Source organism: Mesorhizobium sp. M0437 (assembly GCF_040321335.1).
Classification (GTDB): Bacteria; Pseudomonadota; Alphaproteobacteria; order Rhizobiales; family Rhizobiaceae; genus Mesorhizobium.
Window position 1 is genome coordinate 1 of sequence record NZ_JAMYRK010000085.1, and the last position, 20,665, is coordinate 20,665.

Here is a 20,665-nt window from a genome sequence, read left to right on the forward strand (position 1 = left end):
GAAGCGGCGCAATCAGCAGCAGCAAACAGAATCCGCTCCGGCCGAGCAGATCGCTCCAGCCGAGTCCGAGCAACCCCGCAAGAAGCGGCGCAATCAGCAGCAGCAAACAGAATCCGCTCCGGCCGAGCAGATCGCTCCAGCCGAGTCCGAGCAACCCCGCAAGAAGCGGCGCAATCGGCAGCAGATCGAAGCGGCCCCATCGGAACAACCGGCCGAGCAGGCAGCGCCGGCAAACGACAACCAGCCCAACGTCAACCCGCGCAAGAAGAAGCAAAAACAGAACCAGCAGATCGAGGCTGCCCCGGCAGAACAGGCTCCGACTGTCGAGCCCGGACAAAAGCCGGGCAAGCGCAAGAAGCCTGCTGAATTGACCGGACCCGCCACGGAGGCGGAAGGCCAGCCGGCGCCGACCAATAAGGAAGCGACCCCACAGGCCCAACCGGCTCCGATCGAGCAGCAGGCCGCTCCCGTCCAGGGCGAACAGCCCCAGGACAAGATCAAGAAACGTGGCAAGAGGCCTGTCGGCGAACAGCCGGTGACAGGAGAGCAACAGCCCTCGACCGGCGAACAGCCTTCGACTGGCCAGGCCGCGCCGGTCCAGGGTGAAAATCCGGTCCAGGGTGAAGCCCAGGCCAATCCGAACGAGGCACCTGTTCTGGACAGCCAGAAGGATGTCTTGCGCAAGCGCAAGGGTGGCAAGGAGCGCGGCCAAAATGCCGGTAAGCAGCAGGGCAACCAGCCCACCCAGCAGGGCGAGAACCAGGTGGAAGCCCCGAAGCCGGCTCCGGTCGATCAGGGGCCGCCACCCACCGACGACCGGGCAGCCCAGCGGGAGATCAAGCCTGAAAAGATCGTTCCGGTGACCGAGGAAAAAGGCAAGCGCGTCGAGCGTGCGCCGGACGTCGAGGATGTTCGTCGTCGTCCGCGCCCCCAGGGCGCCAACGTCGTCAGGGAATTCGGCGACCGCGTTATCCTCCAGTTCAACAACCAGACGTTCGTCGAAAGCAGCGATGCACCGCGCATGCACCGCGGCGCCCGGAATGTCTATTATGAGGACCTGTCGGGCGATCGCACCCGGGAAATAGTCGAGCGTGACAATGGTGTCCGGATCGTCACCATCCGCAACCGCTACGGCGACGTCATCCAGCGTTCACGCATCGCGCCCGACGGCCGCGAATATGTGCTGAGCTATGTCGACGAGCGGAACTATGACGACGATGCAGACTGGCGCGACCCGGGCGACGACCTGCCGCCGATGCGCCTTACCATCCCGCAAGAGGAATACATTCTGGATTCCGAAGAGGTCGAGGATCCGGACGACTACTACACCTTCCTCGAACGGCCGCCGGTCGAGAGGGTCCAGCGCCTCTATTCGATCGACGAGGTCAAGCGCTCGGCCCGCGTGCGCGACATCGCCCGCCGCATCGACCTCGACACGCTCAACTTCGAATTCGGTTCGGCCTCGATTTCCGACACCGAGGTCCAGAAGCTGGAGGGTGTTGCCAACGCCATGGACAAGCTGCTGAAGAAAAACCCGGCCGAGAGCTTCCTGATCGAGGGCCATACCGACGCTGTCGGCACACCGGAAGCGAACCTTGCTCTGTCCGACCGCCGCGCCGAGGCGGTCGCCGAAGCCTTGACCAACGCCTTTGGCATCCCGCCGGAGAACCTGACGACGCAGGGCTATGGCGAGGAGTATCTCAAGGTTAACACGTCGGGACCCAACCGCGAGAACCGCCGCGTCGCCATCCGCCGGATTACACCCCTGGTAGCGCCTGTGGCCAGCGCCCAATAAACCGCAATGTGAACCGCGCGATTTGATCAACCATTGAATCGCGCGGTCATCAATCTTGAAACGCGCGGTTACCCATCCCAGATTCTGGAAAGGGCGTTCCCTGCCCTGTCCCGACTCCAGCGGGACACCCGAGCCCCGCCGGTTCCCCTCCCCGGCGGGGTTTCGTTTTTTTGAAACCTTGCAAACCGCCGCAGCCTGCCCGAAATACGGCACTCCGATAACGGAGCCCGAATCGCCGCATGAAGCGCCTCGAACTCGCCATCGAATCGATCATTCTCGCCTCGCGCTGGCTGCTGGTCGCCTTCTATCTCGGACTGGGTGCGGCACTTGCCATCTATGCCGTGTCCTTCGGCAACAAGCTGTTCGAGTTCGTCTCCGTTGCCTTCACGCTCGATGACACCGACACCATCCTGAAAATACTCGGCCTCATCGATGCCGCGCTGGTCGCCTCACTGGTGGTGATGGTGATCATCTCGGGTTACGAAAACTTCGTCAGCCGCTTCGATGAAAATGACGGCAAGGTGCATTGGCTGGGCACGATCGATGTCGGCTCGCTGAAGGTCAAGGTCGCCTCGACAATCGTAGCGATCTCCTCGATCCACCTCTTGCAGGTGTTCCTGAACTCGGTCTCCTACACGACCGACCAGCTGATGTGGCTGACCATCATTCATCTGGCCTTCGTTCTGTCGGCACTGATGCTTGCCTATATCGACCGGCTGATGGGTCTTGGCAAAGCCAAGAAAGCCGAAGACTGAGCACACGTCTGTGCCGGTCTTTAAGAGATATGCCTGTCAGCTAGATACTTTCCGTCAGTAGATACCTTTGATTTTGGTATCCGTCCGGCCGAACACCTCGTCCGGCACAAAAAAGTCGCCGGCGAGCGGGCCTGTCGCACCCGGCGCATAGGCCGAGAAATCGCTGACGCCCTCAGCGCGCAGCACTTCTTCGTCAATGTAGAAATTGCCGGTCGCCTCACGCGACGGCCTGACCAGGATGGCGTATGCCGCATCGGCCATGATGTCGGGCGAACGGCTCATCGCCGCCACCGTCGCCCCGCCCAGGAGGTTACGCACCGCCGCCGTGTCGATGGTCGAGATCGGCCATAGCGAATTGACCGCAATGCCGTCCCTGGCGAACTCGGCGCTCATGCCCAGCGTGCACATCGACATGCCGAACTTTGCCATCGTGTAGGCGACATGGTTCTTGAACCACTTGGCCTTCATGTCGAGCGGCGGCGCCAGATTCAAGATGTGAGGATTTTCCGCCAACCTCAAGTGGGGAATGCACATTTTGGAGACGAGAAAAGTGCCGCGCGTGTTGATCTGGTGCATCAGATCGTAGCGCTTCATATCGGTCTCCAACGTGCCGGTGAGCTGGATGGCACTGGCGTTGTTGACGCAGATATCGACGCCGCCGAACCGCTCCACGGTCTTGGCGACCGCCTCGGCGACCTGTTCTTCATCCCGAATGTCGCACAGCGCCGGCAGCGCCTTGCCGCCGGCCTGCTCGATCTCGTGCGCCGCCGTGTAGATCGTCCCGGGCAGCTTCGGATGCGGCTCGGCGGTCTTGGCCGCGATCGTCACATTGGCGCCATCGCGCGCGGCGCGCAGCGCAATCGCCAGCCCGATGCCGCGCGACCCGCCGGAGATGAAAAGCGTCTTTCCCTTGAGCGACATCCTTGCGCCTTCCTGCAACATGAAAGACACGATCCTTGCGCGGCTGAGAACCGCCGCGCAAGGCCCAACACACCGCATGCGGGTTACGCTGCGTCGGCCTTGAGACAATCTGAACTAGACCAGCACCAGGCCCTGCCGCATGGCGATGGCAATCGCATCGGTGCGGTTGGCGGCACCGAGCTTCGTCAGGATCGCTGCGACATGGAACTTCGCCGTATGCACGGAGATGTTCAGCCGCCGCGCGATGACCTTGTTGGGGGCGCCCTCGGCCAGCAGCGCCAGCACCTCGCCTTCCCGCGGCGAAAGCGTCGGCCGGACGATATGCTCGTCAGTCGGTTCCTCTTCGAACCGGTCGCTGCCATGGAAGGTCAAATCGTGATGCAGATCGGATAGAGCATGACTGTCACGCGAAATCCGGTAGCCCGCAGCCGCGAGCCGCGCGGCGGCGGCGATCAGCAACTCGTCCGCTTGCACCGGCAGCACGGCAAATACTGTATCGGCCGGCCGTTCACGGGCCGCTCGCGACGATAGCAGCACGCGAGGCATAGCCGCGTCGACGAGCCCGCCTTGTAGCCCATGATCATCGACGATGGCGACATCCGCCGCCTCACGCCCGTCGACTTCGCCGGCCAGAACCGGCCGCAGATCATCGGTCGCGGCGAGAATGGCGGACAGACTTCGCGTGCGCTCGGCGTCACCGAGCGCGATCAGCACCGTCAGCCGTCTGCCAGCGACCTCACCGCTTACCATCTATCCCTCAGCTCAGTGGCTTTTCACCGATGGTCAGGGAAACCTCACGATTCTCGCCGCCGCGCACCACGCCGAGTGTCACCAAGGCACCGGCGCTGTCCGGCCCGAGCTTGCGGATCAGCTCGCGCGGGCCATGCACCGTCTCTGCGTTCCACGACACGATGATGTCGCCGAGACTGAGACCGGCTGATTTCGCCGGCCCGTTATCGTCGAGACTCATCACCATGGCGCCCTGTGTATCACCATTGCGGACCGGATGCAGGCCGGCGCCAAGATAGCCGCGCGCCACATGACCCTTCTCGCGCAGCGTCGTGACTGCCCGCTCGATCGTTTCGTAAGGCATGACCAGCGCCCGCCGGCGTGGCCCGAACAGCAGCATGCCGATCAGTCCGCCCTTGGCGTCGAGCACAGGGCCACCCTCGAAACGGCCGCCGGCATTGACGGCAAGGTTGATGCGCCGGTCGATCGTGCCACCGCGCATTGAACGCCAGGCCGGGCCGACCTCGCCGACCGTGCCGAAGGTAGCGAGCGAGGTGCCGTCGCTATTGCCCGCCACGACCACCAGGTTGCCCGGCCGCACCGCATCCGCCTTTACCAGTGACGGGGCGGCCGGCGCGCCGGCCGGTTTCAAAACGGCCGTGCCGGTGGACGGGTCGCGGCCGACCAGTTCCGCCTTGACGGCTTCGCCCGAAGAAAACGTCAGCTCGATCTCCTCGCCGGCCTCGACCGCCTCCTCGGCAGTGACGAAATAGCCGTCCCGCCAGTGGAAAGCAGTTGACGTCCGGTGGTGCGTCGCGAAGCTGGCCGTCGCTGGTGCCGCGGCTGCCGCGATGTCGGCAATGGCGTCGGAAAACGTGCTCAGATTGAAATCGCTCATGATTTGTCTCCTGGGTTCTTCGTGACCCAGATATCGCCCGGCAGGGCGTTGGCGGATACTCGCCTGACGGCTAGTTGGGCATTTGACTGGCCATCTGGTCAGGTCGCGGCCGGTCCGGCCGCTCCGCACATATAGGCATTGTTCATCTTGTTCCAAACGGAGCCTTCGGATGGCCCTGCCCGCCCAGCAATTGCAATATGACGATGCCCTTCTCGATGCCTATTCGGCGACGGTCGCCGATGCCGTCGACCGCATCGGGCCCGCTGTCTGCCGCATCGAGCGCATCGGTGGCCCCGGCGGCCATGGCTCCGGCTTCGTCATCGCGCAGGACGGGCTGGTCGTCACCAACTTCCACGTCGTCGGCGATGCGCGCAGCGTACGCGTGTCAATGCCGGACGGCGCCTCCAGGGAAGGCCGCGTGCTCGGCCGCGATCCCGACACCGACATTGCGCTGGTGCGCGCCGACGGCAACTTTGCGGACGTCGCGCCGCTTGGCGATTCCAAGCGATTGAGGCGCGGCCAGATTGCTATTGCTATCGGCAATCCGCTCGGCTTCGAATGGACCGTCACCGCTGGCGTCGTCTCGGCACTCGGCCGCTCGATGCGTGCCTCCACCGGCCGGCTGATCGACGACGTCATCCAGACCGACGCCGCGCTCAACCCCGGCAATTCTGGCGGACCGCTGGTGTCCTCGGCTGGCGAGGTGATCGGCGTTAACACCGCGATGATCCACGGTGCGCAAGGCATCGCCTTCGCGGTTGCCTCCAACACCGCCAATTTCGTCATCTCGGAAATCATCCGCTTCGGCCGTGTGCGCCGTGCCTTCATCGGCGTTTCCGCCGACACCACCAACCTGCCGCGCCGCGCAGCCCTTTTGTCGCAAGTATCGAGCAGCACGGCGGTGCGCCTGCGCACCGTCGAAAAGAACAGCCCGGCGGCCAAAGCCGGCCTCAGGGAAGGCGACATTATTGCCGCCATCGACGGCCGCCCGGTCACCGGCGTCGACGATCTGGTGCGCATGCTCGACGCCGAGCGCATCGGCCGCGAGACACTGTGCACGGTGGTGCGCCGCTCCGGCATTACTCAGGTCACCGTGATGCCGTTGGCGCGGGCGAGTTAGCGCGCCGCAGCACCCTGCGCATATTGCGCCATAAATTCTGGGCTCGGCGGGATCGGCCTGATCACGTCGATCAGCACGCCGTTGGGATCCCTGGTGATGAAATGACGCTGGCCGAAGGGTTCGTCGCGCAGCGTTCGCAGGATCGGCAGGCCAGCGGCGGTGATCCGCTCACAGATGGCATCCGGATCCCTGACCTCGAAATTGATCAGCAGGCCAGATGTGCGGCCCCGCCCTTCCTCCGGGATCGTCTCATGATCGCCCTGGACGATGCCGAGGTTGACGCGGCGATCTTCGGCTGAGCGCAGATGCACGTACCAGTAGGCCTCAAACAGCGGCTTGAAGCCGAAATGCGCAACATAAAAGGCTGCCGTGCCGGCAACGTCGCTCGTCATCAGCACCGGATAATAGCTCGTCGTCCTCATCTTTCCTTCTCCCGGCAAATAACATACAGTCTGCATGTAAATGGCAATAACATACAGGCTGCATGTATGCAACAAGGATCCGCTCGTCGCTCCAACCGTGATCGCACCGAGGCGACACGCGCTGAGCTCATCGCCGCGGCTCGCAAACTGTTCACCGAAAAGTCCTATGCCGAGACCGGCACACCCGAGATCGTCGCCGCTGCCGGCGTCACGCGCGGCGCGCTCTATCATCACTTTGCCGACAAGCAGGCGTTGTTTGCCGCTGTGGTCGAACAGGAGGCGCAAGCCGTCTCGGAAGAGATCGAACGCGCGTCGCCGCCTTCGCTATTTGCCCGCGATGCGCTGATTGCCGGCTCGGATGCCTATCTGGCTGCCATGCGTGCGCCCGGCCGTACGCGGCTCTTGCTGCTTGACGGCCCGGCCGTGCTCGGCCGCGCCGCCATGGATGCGATCGACAATCGCCATGGCAACCGTTCGCTGCGCGACGGCCTTGTTGCCGCGATGCGCTCGCACTCCATGACGAGACTGCCTGTGGAAGCACTGACCGCTTTGCTCGCAGCCGCCTTCGACCGCGCAGCGCTCGCAATCGAAACTGGAGCATCGATCGAGGACTATCGCGCCGTTCTCATGGCGCTGATCGACGGCCTGTCTCCGGCTCCTCCTCAGGTATCTCACCCGGTTCGAACTCGTTGAAACAGCCTAGCTGGCGCTTGAACTGGTCGATCAGCCAGGCGGCCGCCGGTTTCGGGCTGCGATCGGCGCGGTGCATGGCATAGAGCGGCGAGCGGACTTCGCTGTAAGGCTCGAGATCGAGTTCGACGAGCCGCCCGGTCGCCAGATCATCGGCGATGAGCCATCGCGGCAGCCCGCCCCAGCCCAGCCCCTCGCGCATCAGCACGTGCTTGGTGCGCACATCCGTCAGCCGCCAGGTGCGGTAGGCGAAGACGCCATAGTCACGCCCGCGCGTACGCTCGGACTGGTCCGAGACGACCAGTTGGATGTGTTCGCGGACATCCTCTAGCGCCACTGGTCTCGGCAGCAGCGCCAGAGGGTGATCAGGCGCTGCGGCTGGCACCAGGGAGAAGAAGCCGATGCGAAGCAGATTCACGTCCGTCTCACCCAGAAGCCCCCCGATGCCGAGATCGGCCTGTCCGCCGACAACATGATCGAGGATAAGGCCAAGCGAGCCGATATGCAGACGCAGCGTCACGGCCGGGAACTGCGCCTCGAATGCCTTTAGCACCCGAACCAGCACCGGCGACGGTAGCGTCACGTCGACCGACAGCGTCACTTCCGCCTCCAATCCCTGCCGGTATCCGTCGACACGCGAGCGGATGCGTTGCAGCACGCCGACCATGCGCCGCGCATCTTCCAGCGTCGCCTTGCCGACATCGGTCAGTTGCGGTTCACGCGTGCCCTCGCGCTCGAACAGCTTCAGCCCGAGCTGCGCTTCGAGGTTGGCGATGGCGTAGCTGATCACCGATTGCGCGCGATTCAATTTGCGCCCGGCGGCCGAGAAGCTGCCGGTCTCGGCCACCGCAACCAGGATCTGCAGTTGGTCAAGCGTCGGGTTCGGTTGCATCGTTCAATCCACATTTTAGATGGATAATATACAAAATATACCAGTTTTTCAAATGGGTCTGCGCACACATATCTGCCGGGAGATTTTGATCCAACCCTGGAGACCCCATTATGTCCATCCTTCTTGTCACATCGAGCCCGCGCGGCGCTGCCTCACACTCGACCCGTATTGCTACTGAATTCGCCGAAAAGCTTGTTGCCGCCGATCCGTCGAACACGCTTGTCGTGCGCGACCTCGTCGCCAATCCGTTGCCGCACATCGATGCCGATTATGCGACCGGCATCTACACGCCGGCCGAAGCGCGCACCTCGCGCCAGGCCGAAGTCGTTGGCGTCTCCGATGTCGTGCTGGATGAACTGTTCGCCGCCGATTCGGTGATTCTCGCCACCGGCTTCATCAACTTCAACATCTCCTCGACGCTGAAGTCCTGGGTCGATCACATTGCCCGTTCCGGCAAGAGCTTTGCCTATGGCGAGAACGGCCCCAAGGGCCTCGTCACCGGCAAGAAGGTCTACATCGTGCTGGCTTCGGGCGGCATCTATTCCGAAGGTGCGGCCGTGCAGTTCGATCACGCCATTCCCTACCTGCGCAGCGTGCTTGGCTTCCTCGGCATGACCGATCTCGAGGTCATCCGCATCGAAGGAGTCGGTATGGGCGCCGATGCGGTGGCAGCAGCGCTGGCCAAGGCCTCGACCAAGGTCGACGCCATTGTGGCCGCGACCGGTAATGCCGAGCGCGTCGCCACCGCGGCGTAAAGCGTCAGGATCGTCTGAATTGTACAAGGGCAGGCGCCCGGCGCCTGCCCTTGTTGTCGTTGGCGACAACCTATTGTGGTGGGCCACACAACCGCCATTGGTTATTCCGCTTGTCTGCGCTATCGGTCGCGGATGTTCCTTTCCGTTGCCACAACGCACCGTCCGGCCACCGATCTCGGCTTCTTGCTGCACAAGCATCCGGATCGCCTGCACGAGACCGACCTGTCTTTCGGCAAGGCGTGGCTGTTCTATCCCGAGGCAACCGAAGAGCGTTGCGAGGCTGCACTCCTGCTCGACGTCGACCCGGTGGGACTGGTGCGAGGCAAGGGCCAGTCAGAAGGCTTGCTAGACCAATTTGTGAACGACCGGCCTTACGCTGCATCATCCTTCCTGTCGGTGGCGCTGAACAAAATGCTGCGGACGGCGATGACCGGTATATCGAAGGAGCGCCAGGAACTAGCCGACAGCGAACTGCCGCTGGAAGCCGTGGTCACGCCACTGCCAACGCGCGGCGGTGAGGTTCTGGTTCGAAGTTTGTTCGAACCCTTGGGCTGGACAGTCGATCTGACGCCAATCGAAGGAATCGGGGGTGCTGCGGGCGAGCCCCGATACGGCCATCTGAAGCTGACCGGCACGGGCTGGCTCAGCGCCTTGTTGAACCACCTCTATGTGCTGATCCCGGTGATGGACGATGCCAAGCATTACTGGGTCGGCGAAGCAGAGATCGACAAGCTGCTGTCCAAAGGCGAAGGCTGGCTGGAAAACCATCCGGCCAAAGACCTGATCGTGCGCCGCTATCTGGGCAATCGCCGGGCTTTGGCCCGCATCGCCCTGGAGCGGCTGGCTCCCGAGACGGCTGGCGAGGCACAACCTGCCGAGCCGCGCGTTACGCCCGAGGAAGCGCTGGAGACGCCTATCCGGCTCAACGATCTGCGCATGGACGCAGTTGTCCACGCCATTCGGGCGACGCGAGGAACCACGGTTGCGGACCTGGGATGCGGTGAAGGCAAGCTGCTCGACAGGCTGGTGCGCGAGCGATGGATTCACAAGCTGTTCGGTCTGGATCCGGCGGCGCGCGAACTGGAATGGGCCGCAAAGCGTCTCAAGCTGAACGAATTAGGCGGGCCGCCCGAGGGCCGGGTCACGCTGCTGCATGGATCGCTGACCTACCGCGACAGCCGTTGGGCCGCAGCCGACGTCGCCGTTCTGGTCGAGGTCATCGAGCATCTCGACGAGGACAGGCTGCCCCTGGTCGAACGCATCGATTTCGGTGAGACGGCGCCCAAATCCGTCATCGTGACCACTCCGAATGCGGACTACAACGCTCTGTTTCCAAGACTGGTCCCTGGCGCATTTCGCCATCCCGATCACCGTTTCGAATGGAGCCGGGCTCAGTTCCAAGCCTGGGCGGCCAAAATCGGCGAGATCTATGGCTATGCAGCCACCTTCAGCGGTATCGGAGCCGAGGACCCGACCCTCGGCGCCCCCACACAGATGGCGGTGTTCACCCGATGAGAGAACCTGATAAGACCAACCTCACCATTCCTGACTTCGCCCTCGTCGTGCTGATCGGCTCGACCGGATCGGGCAAGTCGACTTTCGCCACCAAGCATTTCCTGACGACCGAGATTATCTCCTCGGACCAGTGCCGGGCGCTGATCTCCGACGACGAAACCGACCAGGACGTCTCTGCGGATGCCTTCGATCTGGTTCGCGAAATAGCCGGCAAGCGGCTCAAACACCGCAGGCTGGCCGTCATCGATGCCACCAATGTGCGAGCCGCCGACCGCAAGCCCTGGATTGAGCTGGCGCGCAAGTGGCACGCTTTGCCCGTCGCCGTGGTCCTCGATCCAGGCGTCGAGGTGTGCGTCGCACGCAATGCGGTGCGAGCCGACCGGCAGTTCGGCGCCGGGGTCGCCCAGCGCATGACAACCGAGGTCCGCAAGGGTCTTGGGGGCCTCCAACGCGAGGGCTTCCGCCAAGTCTGGAAGCTTACCAGCGAGGCCAGCATCGACGCGGCCGAGGTGTCGCGACAGCCGCTGTGGACCGATAAGCGCGACGACCATGGCCCGTTCGATATCATTGGCGACATCCACGGCTGTTCGGATGAGCTTCATATCCTGCTCGCTCGACTGGGCTACAGCGTCGCCTGGTCTGAGCATCAGGGCGACCGAATGGTCACCGTGGTTCCACCAGAGGGCCGCAAGATCGTCTTTGTCGGCGACCTCGTCGATCGCGGCCCCAACTCGCCCGACGTGCTGCGCATTGCCATGAGCATGGTCGCGGCTGGAACGGCTTACTGTGTCCAGGGCAACCATGAACGCAAACTCAGCCGCTGGCTAGAAGGCCGCAAGGTCACTGTCGCTCACGGCCTCCAGCAGACTCTTGATCAGCTAAATGCACAGGACCGAGGCCTGCGCGAGGCGCTGCCGGCCTTTCTCGACGGCCTGCGCAGCCATGTCTGGCTCGATCGCGGAGGCCTCGCCGTCGCCCATGCCGGCCTCAAGGAAGGGATGATCGGACGCGGTTCCGGCGCTGTGCGCGAGTTCGCTCTGTACGGCGAGACCACAGGCGAGACCGACGAATTCGGGCTGCCCGTCCGTGCCGACTGGGCTGCGGCCTATCGTGGCAAGACGGCCATTATCTATGGACATACGCCCACGCTATCGGCCGAATGGGTCAACAACACCCTGTGCATCGACACCGGATGCGTATTCGGCGGCAAGCTGACGGCCTTGCGCTGGCCGGAACGCGAACTGGTCGAGGTGCCGGCAATCGAGACCTGGTCGGAGCCGATACGTCCGCTGGGCGGGTCCGGTCCCGGTAAATCGGCACAGGCCGACGCCGACGGCGTGCTCGATTATCAGGATGTCTCCGGTCGCCGTTGGATCGAGACCGGACTGAGGGGCCGGATTGTCGTGGCCGAGGAGAACGCGTCGGCAGCACTGGAGGTGATGAGCCGCTTCGCGCTCTCGCCGCAATGGCTGATCTATCTGCCGCCGACCATGTCGCCGTCCGAGACCAGCAGCCAGGACGGCTGGCTGGAACGTCCGGAGGATGCCTTCGCTTACTTCCGCGAGCGCGGCGTTGCGCAGATCGTGTGCGAGGAGAAGCACATGGGTTCGCGGGCAGTGATCGCGCTCTGCCGGAACGCGCAGGCGGCACGCAGCCGCTTCGGGGTCCCTGGCGACGAAACCGGCGCAATCTGGACCCGCACCGGACGCTCCTTTTTCAACGACAGTGCCATGACGGAGGGCCTGCTCGCCCGTCTCCGCGCCGAGGTCGACACGGCGGATCTGTGGAAGGAATTGAACAGCGACTGGCTGCTGCTGGACGCCGAGATAATGCCTTGGTCGGCCAAGGCCGGCAGTCTGATCGAAAGCCAGTATGCGCCTGTGGCCACATCCTCTGCCGCCGGTCTCAAGGCCAGCAGCGAGGCGCTGGCCCGTGCGATGGCGCGCGGCGTCGATGCAGCCGGCCTGAACGCACGCCTTGAAGACCGGGCCGTCCGCGCAGCCAAATACGCCACCGCCTGGGCGCCCTACGTATGGCCAGTTTCGGGCGTCGAGGACCTTAAGGCCGCGCCTTTCCACCTGCTGGCCAGCGAGGGACGTGTTTGGTTTGACCAGGACCATGTCTGGCACATGTCGCTCGCGGACCGTCTGGCTGCCCGTGGCGGCGTGGTCACGCCGACTCGATGGCGTATGGTTGACCTCGCCGACGGCAGCGCGTGTGCCGAGGCCGTCGCCTGGTGGGAAGCACTGACCGGCTCAGGCGGCGAAGGCATGGTGGTCAAACCACGCGACTTCGTCAGCCGTGGCGAGAAGGGGCTCATCCAGCCGGCGCTGAAGGTCCGCGGCCCGGAATATTTGCGCATCATCTATGGTCCCGAATATGATGCACCCGACAATCTCATCCGCCTCCGAGAACGCGGCCTGGCCGGCAAGCGCAGCCTGGCGTTCCGGGAGTTCGCGCTTGGCCACGAAGCGCTAACGCGATTTGTCGCCAAGCAGCCGCTACGCCGGGTTCACGAGTGTGTCTTCGCCGTGCTGGCGTTGGAAAGCGAGCCAATCGACCCAAGGCTGTAGTAGCCGATCTATCCGAAGATCTTTTCGCCTTGCTCGTCGACCAGCTGGATGCCCTTTTTGATCGAGATGTCGACAGCGTCATCAAGCCCGGCAAAGCGGTCGGCGCGGATGAATTTGTGCTCTTTCATCACGCCGTCGATCTCCTTCGAAACCACGCCGCAGGTCTGGTACTGGCCCTCCGCCTTGTAGGGCGTGGCGCTGATCAAAAATCCCTTGTGCTCGATCTGCTTTACAGGCGCCGCTGTCTTTGGCTCGGCGGCTTCGTTGCCTCCGCCGAAAAGACGCTTCAGAAAAGACATGGGGTATCCTCCAACGGCAATCATCCTGCACCACATAGCGCGACGCAGGATGATTTTCAGTACCGGTCCTTGGCTGGACCGGCAAGGGCCGCCTGCGGCCTGCCGTTAGAGGTCAGTCGCGCGTCAGCGCTTCCAGGGCTTCCGCGGCAGCTTCCAATATGCTGATTGCCTCGGCCTGCTTTGCTTCAGGCGCATCGACGATCTCGCCGAGCGCGGCGCGTAGCCGGTGGCGCACGGCGCGAAACTCGTCGCGCTTTTCCGAGCGGCCGCGGCCGCGCCGGCCACCGTCGCCGTCATCGTTCCAGCCGAACCAGTCGCGCGCCTTGGCCATCTTGCGGCCGAAGCGCTCGAGATGTTCGAGCACGTGGTCGATCATCTCGCGATTTTCGTTGAGGTGCGCCTGCCCAGCCTCGGTGATTGAAAACACCTTCTTGTTGCCTTCCGCCGCAGAAACGGCGTAGCCGGCCTCCTCCAGGAAGGTCAGCGTCGGATAGACCACGCCGGGGCTCGGGCTGTAGACGCCGCTGGTGCGCTCCTCCAGCGCCTTGATGATGTCGTAGCCGTGCCGCGGCGCCTCGGCCAGCAGTGACAGCGTGATCAGCTTGAGATCGCCGTCGGCCAGCATGCGGCCGGCGCGGAACATGTCGCCCGGCCCGCCGCGTCCGCCGCCTCTCATGCCATGCCCGAACGGGCCAAAGCCGCCGCCACGTCCGCCGAACTTGCCGGCCATATGCATGAAGACGCGCTCGGCGCGTTCGCCGAAACGATGATGGCTGAAATGATTGTCTTTGTGCATTGTCTGCTCCTTGAGTTATGTCTTACGATATATCTCAACTAAGTGCCCGCCACGGCCGAGTCAAGATATATCTTACGATGTATCTGAAAATGGCACCAGCAGGATTGATCTCGCCAGCGAGGGCAGCTAGATGGTGCATGAGGGCCGAAGGCCGCTCCGTAAGCGTCTGACGTGAAGCAACGCATCCACCCCGGTCGTTCCGAGCAGTTACGCCGACAATACCGGCGAATGGGTGCAAGGCGACGAACCGGATGCTTCAGGGAAATCCAAATGACCATGAAAACCCCGCGCAGCAGGCTGCCTGTGCGCTATGCCGCCGTGCTCGGCCCGCTGGTGCTGTCGTTGCTGACGACGTTCATCGTGTCGTTCATCTCGACACTGAAAAGCCTTGGCTTCCAGCCCGACATGTGGCCACTTGGCTGACGGCTTGAGGCCTGTCCTGGCTGGCCGACGCTGCTGCTGGTGCTGCCGGCGGTGCGCCGCATCGTTGGCTGGCTTTGCGAGCCCGTGGCTCGATAGCAGGGCACGCGAAAGGCCCGGAAACAATCTCCGGACGTTTCGGTGCGGAGCGAATAATACCCGTTACCAGCGGCCTTTGCGCCGGTTCCAGGCATAGAGCAGATCGGCAAAGCGATCATAGCCATAGCGCGTCAACGGCAGTGCGCCGGGATTGCCGAACAGCGTTGCGAGCCAGGCTTCGCCGGGCGTCGTGCGCCATACAGCAATGGCAACATCGGCGCCGACCAGCAATTTGCCGTCGGCGTCGATCGCATGCAGCCGGCGCCGGATGTCCTCCAGGCCGATGCCGTACCCGGCCAGCGCCGCCGGTTCGGCATTGATGTCGCGAAATTCGATCCGCCCGGCCTTGACCGCCCCGATCAGCCGCCGCTTCTGCCGGCGGATGCCGGTATCGCAGACCGGACAGCGCGTATTGTACCAGACAGTCAGCAGAGGCTTGCTCATGTTTCGAAACGGCACCAGAGGACACGCACGGATTATCCGAGAAATGCCGTTGCGCCGCAACGTGACACGATACCGGCGGAATGGCCGGCTTCGCTGATCCAGGTCGCCCAAAGGGTATGCAGCGGTTTTACGATAACGACATGCATAAAAAGAAGAGCCTAAAGCGCGTCGCAAAGGCCGTTCAGCGCGACGCGCTTCAGGCGCCGCGGCTCAGCCGAGCGAGGTGATGATCTCGCGATAGGCATCCTCCGGGAAAGCCTTGAGCGTCCGAGTCCTGACGTTGCCAGCCGTCGCCAGCATTAACGAGAAACGAGCCAGGACGGCATCATCGGGCGCTTCGAGCACGGCCACCATGTCGCAATCCCCCATGGTGAGATAAAATGCCTTAAAGGACCCGCCCATGTCTCCCAGCAGCTTCTTGGCGGCATCGAGCCGCTTCGGCGATTCGCGCACGTTTTTGGCGCCTTGCTCCGTCCAGTTGATCAGCACGATGTAAGTTGTCATGGCACACCTCCCTCCGGTGCCACGGAGCACGGCGTCCAACTGCCGGGGCGGGCATCCGGGTTTGTCGCCCAGAGAATGCGTCCGTCGCGGAATTATCCTCTCGTAGGGCGCGACCCGCAAGAGCGGCGCGTCCAATCGTGATCGCCTGTGTCCAAACGGAAAAGGGCGCCACCGGCGCCCTTTAAACTGCTTATCCGTCACCCGGCCTCAGCTGTCGAGGAAGCTTCTGAGCTTGCGCGACCGGCTCGGGTGCTTGAGCTTGCGCAGCGCCTTGGCTTCGATCTGGCGGATGCGCTCGCGGGTGACCGAGAACTGCTGGCCGACCTCTTCAAGCGTGTGGTCGGTGTTCATGCCGATGCCGAAGCGCATTCTGAGCACGCGCTCTTCGCGCGGCGTCAGCGAGGCCAGCACGCGCGTCGTCGTCTCGCGCAAATTGGCCTGGATCGCCGCGTCGATCGGCAGAATCGCCATCTTGTCCTCGATGAAGTCGCCCAGATGCGAATCCTCCTCGTCGCCGACCGGCGTTTCGAGCGAGATCGGCTCCTTGGCGATCTTCAGCACCTTGCGCACTTTTTCCAGCGGCATGGCGAGCTTTTCCGCCAGTTCTTCCGGCGTCGGCTCACGGCCGATCTCATGCAGCATCTGGCGCGAGGTGCGCACGATCTTGTTGATCGTTTCGATCATGTGCACCGGAATGCGGATGGTGCGCGCCTGGTCGGCGATCGAACGGGTGATCGCCTGCCGGATCCACCACGTCGCGTAGGTCGAGAACTTGTAGCCGCGGCGGTATTCGAATTTGTCGACCGCCTTCATCAGGCCGATATTGCCTTCCTGGATCAGGTCGAGGAACTGCAGGCCGCGATTGGTATATTTCTTGGCGATGGAGATGACGAGGCGCAGATTGGCCTCGACCATTTCCTTCTTGGCGATCGCGGCTTCGCGCTCGCCCTTCTGCACCTGGTTGACGATCTTGCGAAATTCCTGGATCGAAATCGCCGTCTCGGTGGCGAGGTTCTGGATCTCGGCGCGCAGGTCGCGGATGGCGTCCTTCTCGTTCTTGGTGAATTCCTTCCAGCCGCGCGAGGTTAGATTGCCGATCGAGCGCGTCCAGTTGGGATCGAGCTCCGAGCCCTGATATTCCTTGAGGAATTCCTCGCGGCGCACGCCATAGCTTTCGGCCAGCCTGAGCAGCTTGCCTTCGTTCTGCACCAGGCGCTTGTTGATGTCGTAGAGCTGCTCGACCAGTGCCTCGATGCGCGCCGTGTTCAAGGACAGCGACTTCACCGCCTTGATCAGCTGGTCCTTCAATTCCTTCAGCCGGCGGTCCTGGCTGGGCGACAGCGTGCCCGCGGCAGCCAGCCGGTTCTCGACCTGCTGGTCCTGCAGCTTGCGCAGTTTCTTGTAGGTGTCGGCAATGACGTCGAGCGTCTCCATCACCTGCGGGCGCAGTTCCGCTTCCATGGCCGCCAGCGACAGGCTCGCCTCGTCATCGTCTTCCTCGTCGTCGTCCACCAGGCCACGCGTGTCGCCGCCGACATTGGTGATGTCGTCCTCGTCCTCGCGCGAACGGCGCGACTTTTCCTCGGTCTTGGCTTCCTCGATACGCTCGACAACCGGCGCCTGCTTGGCCTCCGGCCCGGCATAGGTCGCTTCAAGGTCGATGATCTCGCGCAGCAGGATCTTCGATTCGTTGAGCTCGTCACGCCAGATGATGATGGCCTGGAAAGTCAGCGGGCTTTCGCACAGGCCCGCGATCATCGTCTCGCGGCCGGCCTCGATGCGCTTGGCGATCGCGATTTCGCCCTCGCGCGACAGAAGCTCGACTGAGCCCATCTCGCGCAGATACATGCGGACCGGATCGTCGGTGCGGTCGGTCGGCTCTTTCTTGGTCGTGGTGGCGGCGACGGCGGTGCCGGTCTGCTCGGCCAGCTCGTTGGCGTCTTCCTCGGCGTCAGCGGCGGTCTCGGCGGCTTCGGGCTCCTCGCCCTGCTCGTCGTCCTCGACCACGTTGATGCCCATGTCGGAAAGCATGGCCATCGTGTCCTCGATCTGCTCGGAGGTCACTTCCTCCGAGGGCAGCACCGAATTCAGCTCGTCCATGGTGACATAACCGCGCTTCTTGGCGGCCTTGATCATCTTCTTGACAGCATCGTCGGAAAGGTCGAGCAGAGGGCCATCGGTCGCGGCCTCGCGTTCGGTCTCGACTTCTTCCTTTTCTTTTGTCGCCATAGTCTTTATTTTCTCCAAGCGGCTGAGTATCAAAGCCGCGTAAGCTGCCGGTCCGGTCAAATTGGATGCGCTCTTTCCAGAACGCGCTTTACCGGGCCAGTAACTGCATCTCTCGTTAAGTCCAGATTAACCCTGATATCTGTGGCAAGCTGACTGCCTGTCCAGTGATCAGTACCTTACATCGCTGCATTCCCGTCGATGCCGGGGCGGGTTAACGTTTCGAATCGACCTGATTCCGCCATTCTGCCGGAAGGTCAAGCGCCTCTCGCATGATTCGCATGAAAAAAGCGAATCAATTACCCGACTTAGAGCACCGCACGCTTGATTCAACGCGCAAGCACGTCCTTACATTTCAGTCTTCTGGAGGCTTCAATCTAAACGCGCCCAGCTCTGCCCGACGATACGCCAAACCCTTCGATCAGCGCTTCCGTTGCCTGCACATCACGAAATTGCGCCTGGATTTCGACCAGGTGCCGGTAATTTTCGTCCGTGGGATCGCTGGCGAGCGCTGCTTCCGCCTGCTTCAGCTCCTTATGTAAGGTGCGCGCGCTGCGCTGCAAGTGGAGAGCTTGGCTGAACGCATCGCGAGCATCGTCGAGCGCTGCCGTTTCCAGCGCCGGCCATTGCCGCGCACGCTTGATCAGCGCCACCGCGCGCTGCCAGATCTCACCGCAGCCGGCCCGCTCGATCGTCGCGATTACAGCCTCGCGGTTGTTGGCCATATCGTGCGCCATGGCGTCGAGGATGGCCGCATGCAGCCGCTTCAGATCGGAATTGGCGAGATCGAGGAACTCGACATGGGCGAAATTCTCGTCGATCAGCACGGGATGGTTGACGAGGGCCGCAATGATCGTCGCCTCGCGCACCGACATGCCCTCGCCGCCGCGTTTGACCAGCGCCGAGCGGCCGAGGCTTTCGGTGATCGCGGTGCGCCCACCGGCATTGCCGCCACGTGCAAACTGTCCGCCGGGTGCTGAGACCCTGCCCGGGAAGCGCTCACCGGGCCGTCCGTCCTGACGTCCCTGGCGTCCGCGCTGGGCACCGAAGAAGCTCTGCACGCGCTCGCGCATTTCCTGTTGGTAGTGATAACGAAGGCTCTCGTCGCGGATGCGGCTGGTCAGTTCGCGTAGCGTCTTTTCGAGCTCCGCCCGCCGTTCCGGCGTGTCGAAGATGCCGCCGGCGGTCTCGCGCATCCACAAGAGGTCGGCCAGCGGCCGTGCCTCGGAAAGCACGGCGCGGAACGCATCCGGCCCGTCACCCTTGACCAGATCGTCGGGATCCTTGCCCTCCGGCAGCAGGGCGAATCGCACGGAGCGGCCTGCCTGGACCGCCGGCAGCGCCATGTCGGCGGCGCGCCACGCTGCCTTCAACCCGGCCTGGTCGCCGTCGAAGCACAGCACCGGCTCGCCAGCCATGCGCCATAGAAGTTCGAGCTGGTTTTCAGTCAACGCGGTGCCGAGCGGCGCCACCACGTTTTCGAAGCCGGCCTGCGCCAGCGCGATCACATCCATGTAGCCCTCTACGGCAATGACCGTGCCGCCCTTGGCCAGCGCCCCCTTTCCGAGCGCTTGGCGCGCACGGGCGAAATTGTAGAGCACGTTGCCTTTGTGGAAGAGCTCCGTATCGGGCGAGTTCATGTATTTGGCCGGCGCATCCGGCGCCAGTGCCCGCCCGCCGAAGGCGATGATCTTGCCCCTGGAATCCGGGATCGGGAACATGATGCGGTCGCGGAACCAATCGTAGGAAACCGGGACGTCGTCGCCATGGCGCACCAGCCCGCACGCCTCGATGTCGGCCTTGGGGACACCCTTGGCGGCAAGATGCTCCTTCAGCGCATTGCGGCTGTCGGGGGCATAGCCGAGGCGGAAAGACTGCTGCGTCGCCGGTGTCAGCCCCCGGTCGCGCAGATAGGCGCGGGCCTTTGCCCCTTCCGGTCCCTGCAGCCGTTCCTGGAAGAACGCCGTCGCCATCTCCATGACGTCAGTCAGGCTGGCGCGTTCCTTTTCGCGCCGCTCCTCCTGGGCATCGCGAACCGGCATCGGCACGCCGGCCATGTCGGCGATCTTCTCGACCGCTTCAGGAAAGCTCATCCCGTCAAGTTCGGTCAGGAACTTGAAATGGTCGCCCGAAACCGAGCAGCCGAAGCAATGGTAGCGGCCCTTCTTGTCCTCGCAGTGGAAGGACGGGCTCTTCTCGCCATGGAAGGGACAGCACGCCCAATAGTCGCCGCGCGGCGCGTTAGTCTTCTTCCTGTCCCACGCGACGCGCTGGCCGATCACCGAAGAAATCGGCACGCGGTCGCGGATCTCGTCGAGGAAAGCAGGCGGAAAGCGCATGGGGGACAGCTCGTTTGGCCTCCATATAATCACGCCGGCGAAGCCCGACGACTCCTAATGCGGAACCATACCCGGTTTTCACAGGGCCAAGGGGTCCAGGCGCCTGACGTTGCGTGGCTGCCACACCGCGGCGGGAATAGTCTCAAGCTTACCTGACCCGTGGCTTCAAGATTGACTTTGCATGAACTCGCCAATCTAGATGATCATAAGCAAAGGCGACTCGTCCGGAATTCAGCGCCCGTAGAGAGCAGGCCCGCCGGTCGGGGGATTTTGGGGGACGGGGTGACCGTAGCTCTGGATGCGCATGTCACCATGCGGCTGCGGCGTTTGCCGTTGTCCGCACTTTCCTTTCTGTTGTCGTCGATTTTTCTGCTTTTGTTCGCAACGCTGAGGCGCGCCCTCGCCGCCATTCTCGTGCTGGTGCTCGTGCCGACCGCGGCGTTCGCGCTGCCGACGGTGACCATCAACCAGGC

Annotated in this window: 21 protein-coding genes; 9 read left to right on the top strand and 12 right to left on the bottom strand. The window is 63.3% G+C overall.

Going from position 1 to position 20,665, the window contains the following annotated elements; genetic code table 11:
- On the bottom strand, positions 1 to 550 hold a 550-nt coding region (locus tag NKI72_RS30810; RefSeq protein WP_352851717.1), incomplete at its 3' end, for a hypothetical protein.
- Between NKI72_RS30810 and NKI72_RS30815 the strand changes: the two genes are divergently transcribed.
- The gene (locus NKI72_RS30815; RefSeq protein WP_352851718.1) at positions 536 to 1,795 is read left to right on the top strand and encodes an OmpA family protein; all 1,260 of its coding nucleotides are present in this window, start codon (positions 536 to 538) and stop codon (positions 1,793 to 1,795) included. The two genes, NKI72_RS30810 and NKI72_RS30815, sit on opposite strands and share 15 nt — an antisense overlap.
- A gap of 239 nt (positions 1,796 to 2,034) precedes the next feature.
- Positions 2,035 to 2,550, top strand: coding sequence for a TIGR00645 family protein (locus NKI72_RS30820; RefSeq protein WP_352450730.1), 516 nt, complete (start codon positions 2,035 to 2,037; stop codon positions 2,548 to 2,550).
- A 54-nt stretch (positions 2,551 to 2,604) separates the two neighbouring features.
- Here the strand turns inward: NKI72_RS30820 and NKI72_RS30825 are convergent, their stop codons facing one another.
- The 3 genes from NKI72_RS30825 to NKI72_RS30835 all read right to left on the bottom strand — a co-directional run bounded on the left by NKI72_RS30825 (position 2,605) and on the right by NKI72_RS30835 (position 5,098).
- The gene (locus NKI72_RS30825; RefSeq protein WP_352473967.1) at positions 2,605 to 3,471 is read right to left on the bottom strand and encodes an SDR family oxidoreductase; all 867 of its coding nucleotides are present in this window, start codon (positions 3,469 to 3,471) and stop codon (positions 2,605 to 2,607) included.
- A 114-nt stretch (positions 3,472 to 3,585) separates the two neighbouring features.
- Entirely contained in the window at positions 3,586 to 4,221 is a 636-nt protein-coding gene (locus tag NKI72_RS30830) for a helix-turn-helix transcriptional regulator (protein WP_352473965.1), read from the bottom strand.
- Between the two features lie 7 nt (positions 4,222 to 4,228).
- The gene (locus tag NKI72_RS30835) at positions 4,229 to 5,098 is read right to left on the bottom strand and encodes a S1C family serine protease (protein ID WP_352491489.1); all 870 of its coding nucleotides are present in this window, start codon (positions 5,096 to 5,098) and stop codon (positions 4,229 to 4,231) included.
- Between the two features lie 169 nt (positions 5,099 to 5,267).
- Here NKI72_RS30835 and NKI72_RS30840 point away from each other — a divergent pair, with 169 nt between their 5' ends.
- Positions 5,268 to 6,218 (top strand): S1C family serine protease, encoded by a 951-nt coding sequence (locus NKI72_RS30840; RefSeq protein ID WP_352491490.1) that lies wholly within the window; start codon positions 5,268 to 5,270, stop codon positions 6,216 to 6,218.
- Here NKI72_RS30840 and NKI72_RS30845 read toward each other — a convergent pair.
- Positions 6,215 to 6,640, bottom strand: a complete 426-nt coding sequence (locus NKI72_RS30845; protein ID WP_352836222.1) for a VOC family protein — start codon at positions 6,638 to 6,640, stop codon at positions 6,215 to 6,217. The genes NKI72_RS30840 and NKI72_RS30845 overlap by 4 nt on opposite strands.
- Before the next feature lie 66 nt (positions 6,641 to 6,706).
- On the opposite strand from NKI72_RS30845, the gene NKI72_RS30850 reads away from it, so the two are divergent.
- Positions 6,707 to 7,333, top strand: a complete 627-nt coding sequence (locus NKI72_RS30850; RefSeq protein ID WP_352683626.1) for a TetR/AcrR family transcriptional regulator — start codon at positions 6,707 to 6,709, stop codon at positions 7,331 to 7,333.
- Here NKI72_RS30850 and NKI72_RS30855 read toward each other — a convergent pair.
- Entirely contained in the window at positions 7,266 to 8,222 is a 957-nt protein-coding gene (locus NKI72_RS30855; RefSeq protein WP_352450726.1) for a LysR family transcriptional regulator, read from the bottom strand. The two genes, NKI72_RS30850 and NKI72_RS30855, sit on opposite strands and share 68 nt — an antisense overlap.
- 110 nt (positions 8,223 to 8,332) lie before the next feature.
- Here NKI72_RS30855 and NKI72_RS30860 point away from each other — a divergent pair, with 110 nt between their 5' ends.
- From NKI72_RS30860 to NKI72_RS30870, 3 genes are all read left to right on the top strand, one after another.
- Positions 8,333 to 8,977 carry an FMN-dependent NADH-azoreductase gene (locus NKI72_RS30860; protein ID WP_352491493.1) on the top strand — a complete coding sequence of 215 codons (645 nt, stop codon included), beginning with the start codon at positions 8,333 to 8,335 and terminating at the stop codon, positions 8,975 to 8,977.
- A 132-nt stretch (positions 8,978 to 9,109) separates the two neighbouring features.
- Entirely contained in the window at positions 9,110 to 10,492 is a 1,383-nt protein-coding gene (locus NKI72_RS30865; protein WP_352851720.1) for a 3' terminal RNA ribose 2'-O-methyltransferase Hen1, read from the top strand.
- Positions 10,489 to 13,065, top strand: a complete 2,577-nt coding sequence (locus NKI72_RS30870) for a polynucleotide kinase-phosphatase (protein WP_352836217.1) — start codon at positions 10,489 to 10,491, stop codon at positions 13,063 to 13,065. The genes NKI72_RS30865 and NKI72_RS30870 overlap by 4 nt, the downstream gene beginning before the upstream one ends.
- An 8-nt stretch (positions 13,066 to 13,073) precedes the next feature.
- On the opposite strand, the gene NKI72_RS30875 is transcribed toward NKI72_RS30870, so the two are convergent.
- The gene (locus NKI72_RS30875; RefSeq protein WP_023719334.1) at positions 13,074 to 13,364 is read right to left on the bottom strand and encodes an HlyU family transcriptional regulator; all 291 of its coding nucleotides are present in this window, start codon (positions 13,362 to 13,364) and stop codon (positions 13,074 to 13,076) included.
- 112 nt (positions 13,365 to 13,476) lie between these two features.
- Positions 13,477 to 14,160 carry a PadR family transcriptional regulator gene (locus NKI72_RS30880; RefSeq protein ID WP_352491496.1) on the bottom strand — a complete coding sequence of 228 codons (684 nt, stop codon included), beginning with the start codon at positions 14,158 to 14,160 and terminating at the stop codon, positions 13,477 to 13,479.
- A gap of 270 nt (positions 14,161 to 14,430) precedes the next feature.
- Between NKI72_RS30880 and NKI72_RS30885 the strand changes: the two genes are divergently transcribed.
- Positions 14,431 to 14,583 (top strand): DUF2798 domain-containing protein, encoded by a 153-nt coding sequence (locus NKI72_RS30885; protein ID WP_352772044.1) that lies wholly within the window; start codon positions 14,431 to 14,433, stop codon positions 14,581 to 14,583.
- Between the two features lie 159 nt (positions 14,584 to 14,742).
- Here NKI72_RS30885 and NKI72_RS30890 read toward each other — a convergent pair whose 3' ends face one another.
- The 4 genes from NKI72_RS30890 to dnaG form a co-directional block, all read right to left on the bottom strand.
- Entirely contained in the window at positions 14,743 to 15,123 is a 381-nt protein-coding gene (locus NKI72_RS30890; RefSeq protein WP_352836214.1) for a thiol-disulfide oxidoreductase DCC family protein, read from the bottom strand.
- A gap of 210 nt (positions 15,124 to 15,333) precedes the next feature.
- On the bottom strand, positions 15,334 to 15,627 hold the full coding sequence (locus tag NKI72_RS30895; RefSeq protein ID WP_352450720.1) for a GYD domain-containing protein: 294 nt from the start codon (positions 15,625 to 15,627) through the stop codon (positions 15,334 to 15,336).
- Between the two features lie 207 nt (positions 15,628 to 15,834).
- Positions 15,835 to 17,856 carry an RNA polymerase sigma factor RpoD gene (gene rpoD / locus NKI72_RS30900; RefSeq protein WP_352851722.1) on the bottom strand — a complete coding sequence of 674 codons (2,022 nt, stop codon included), beginning with the start codon at positions 17,854 to 17,856 and terminating at the stop codon, positions 15,835 to 15,837.
- Between the two features lie 374 nt (positions 17,857 to 18,230).
- Positions 18,231 to 20,192 (bottom strand): DNA primase, encoded by a 1,962-nt coding sequence (gene dnaG / locus NKI72_RS30905; protein ID WP_352772046.1) that lies wholly within the window; start codon positions 20,190 to 20,192, stop codon positions 18,231 to 18,233.
- A 282-nt stretch (positions 20,193 to 20,474) separates the two neighbouring features.
- Between dnaG and NKI72_RS30910 the strand changes: the two genes are divergently transcribed.
- Positions 20,475 to 20,665: hypothetical protein (locus NKI72_RS30910; protein ID WP_352851724.1), on the top strand; the 191-nt coding region annotated here is incomplete at its 3' end.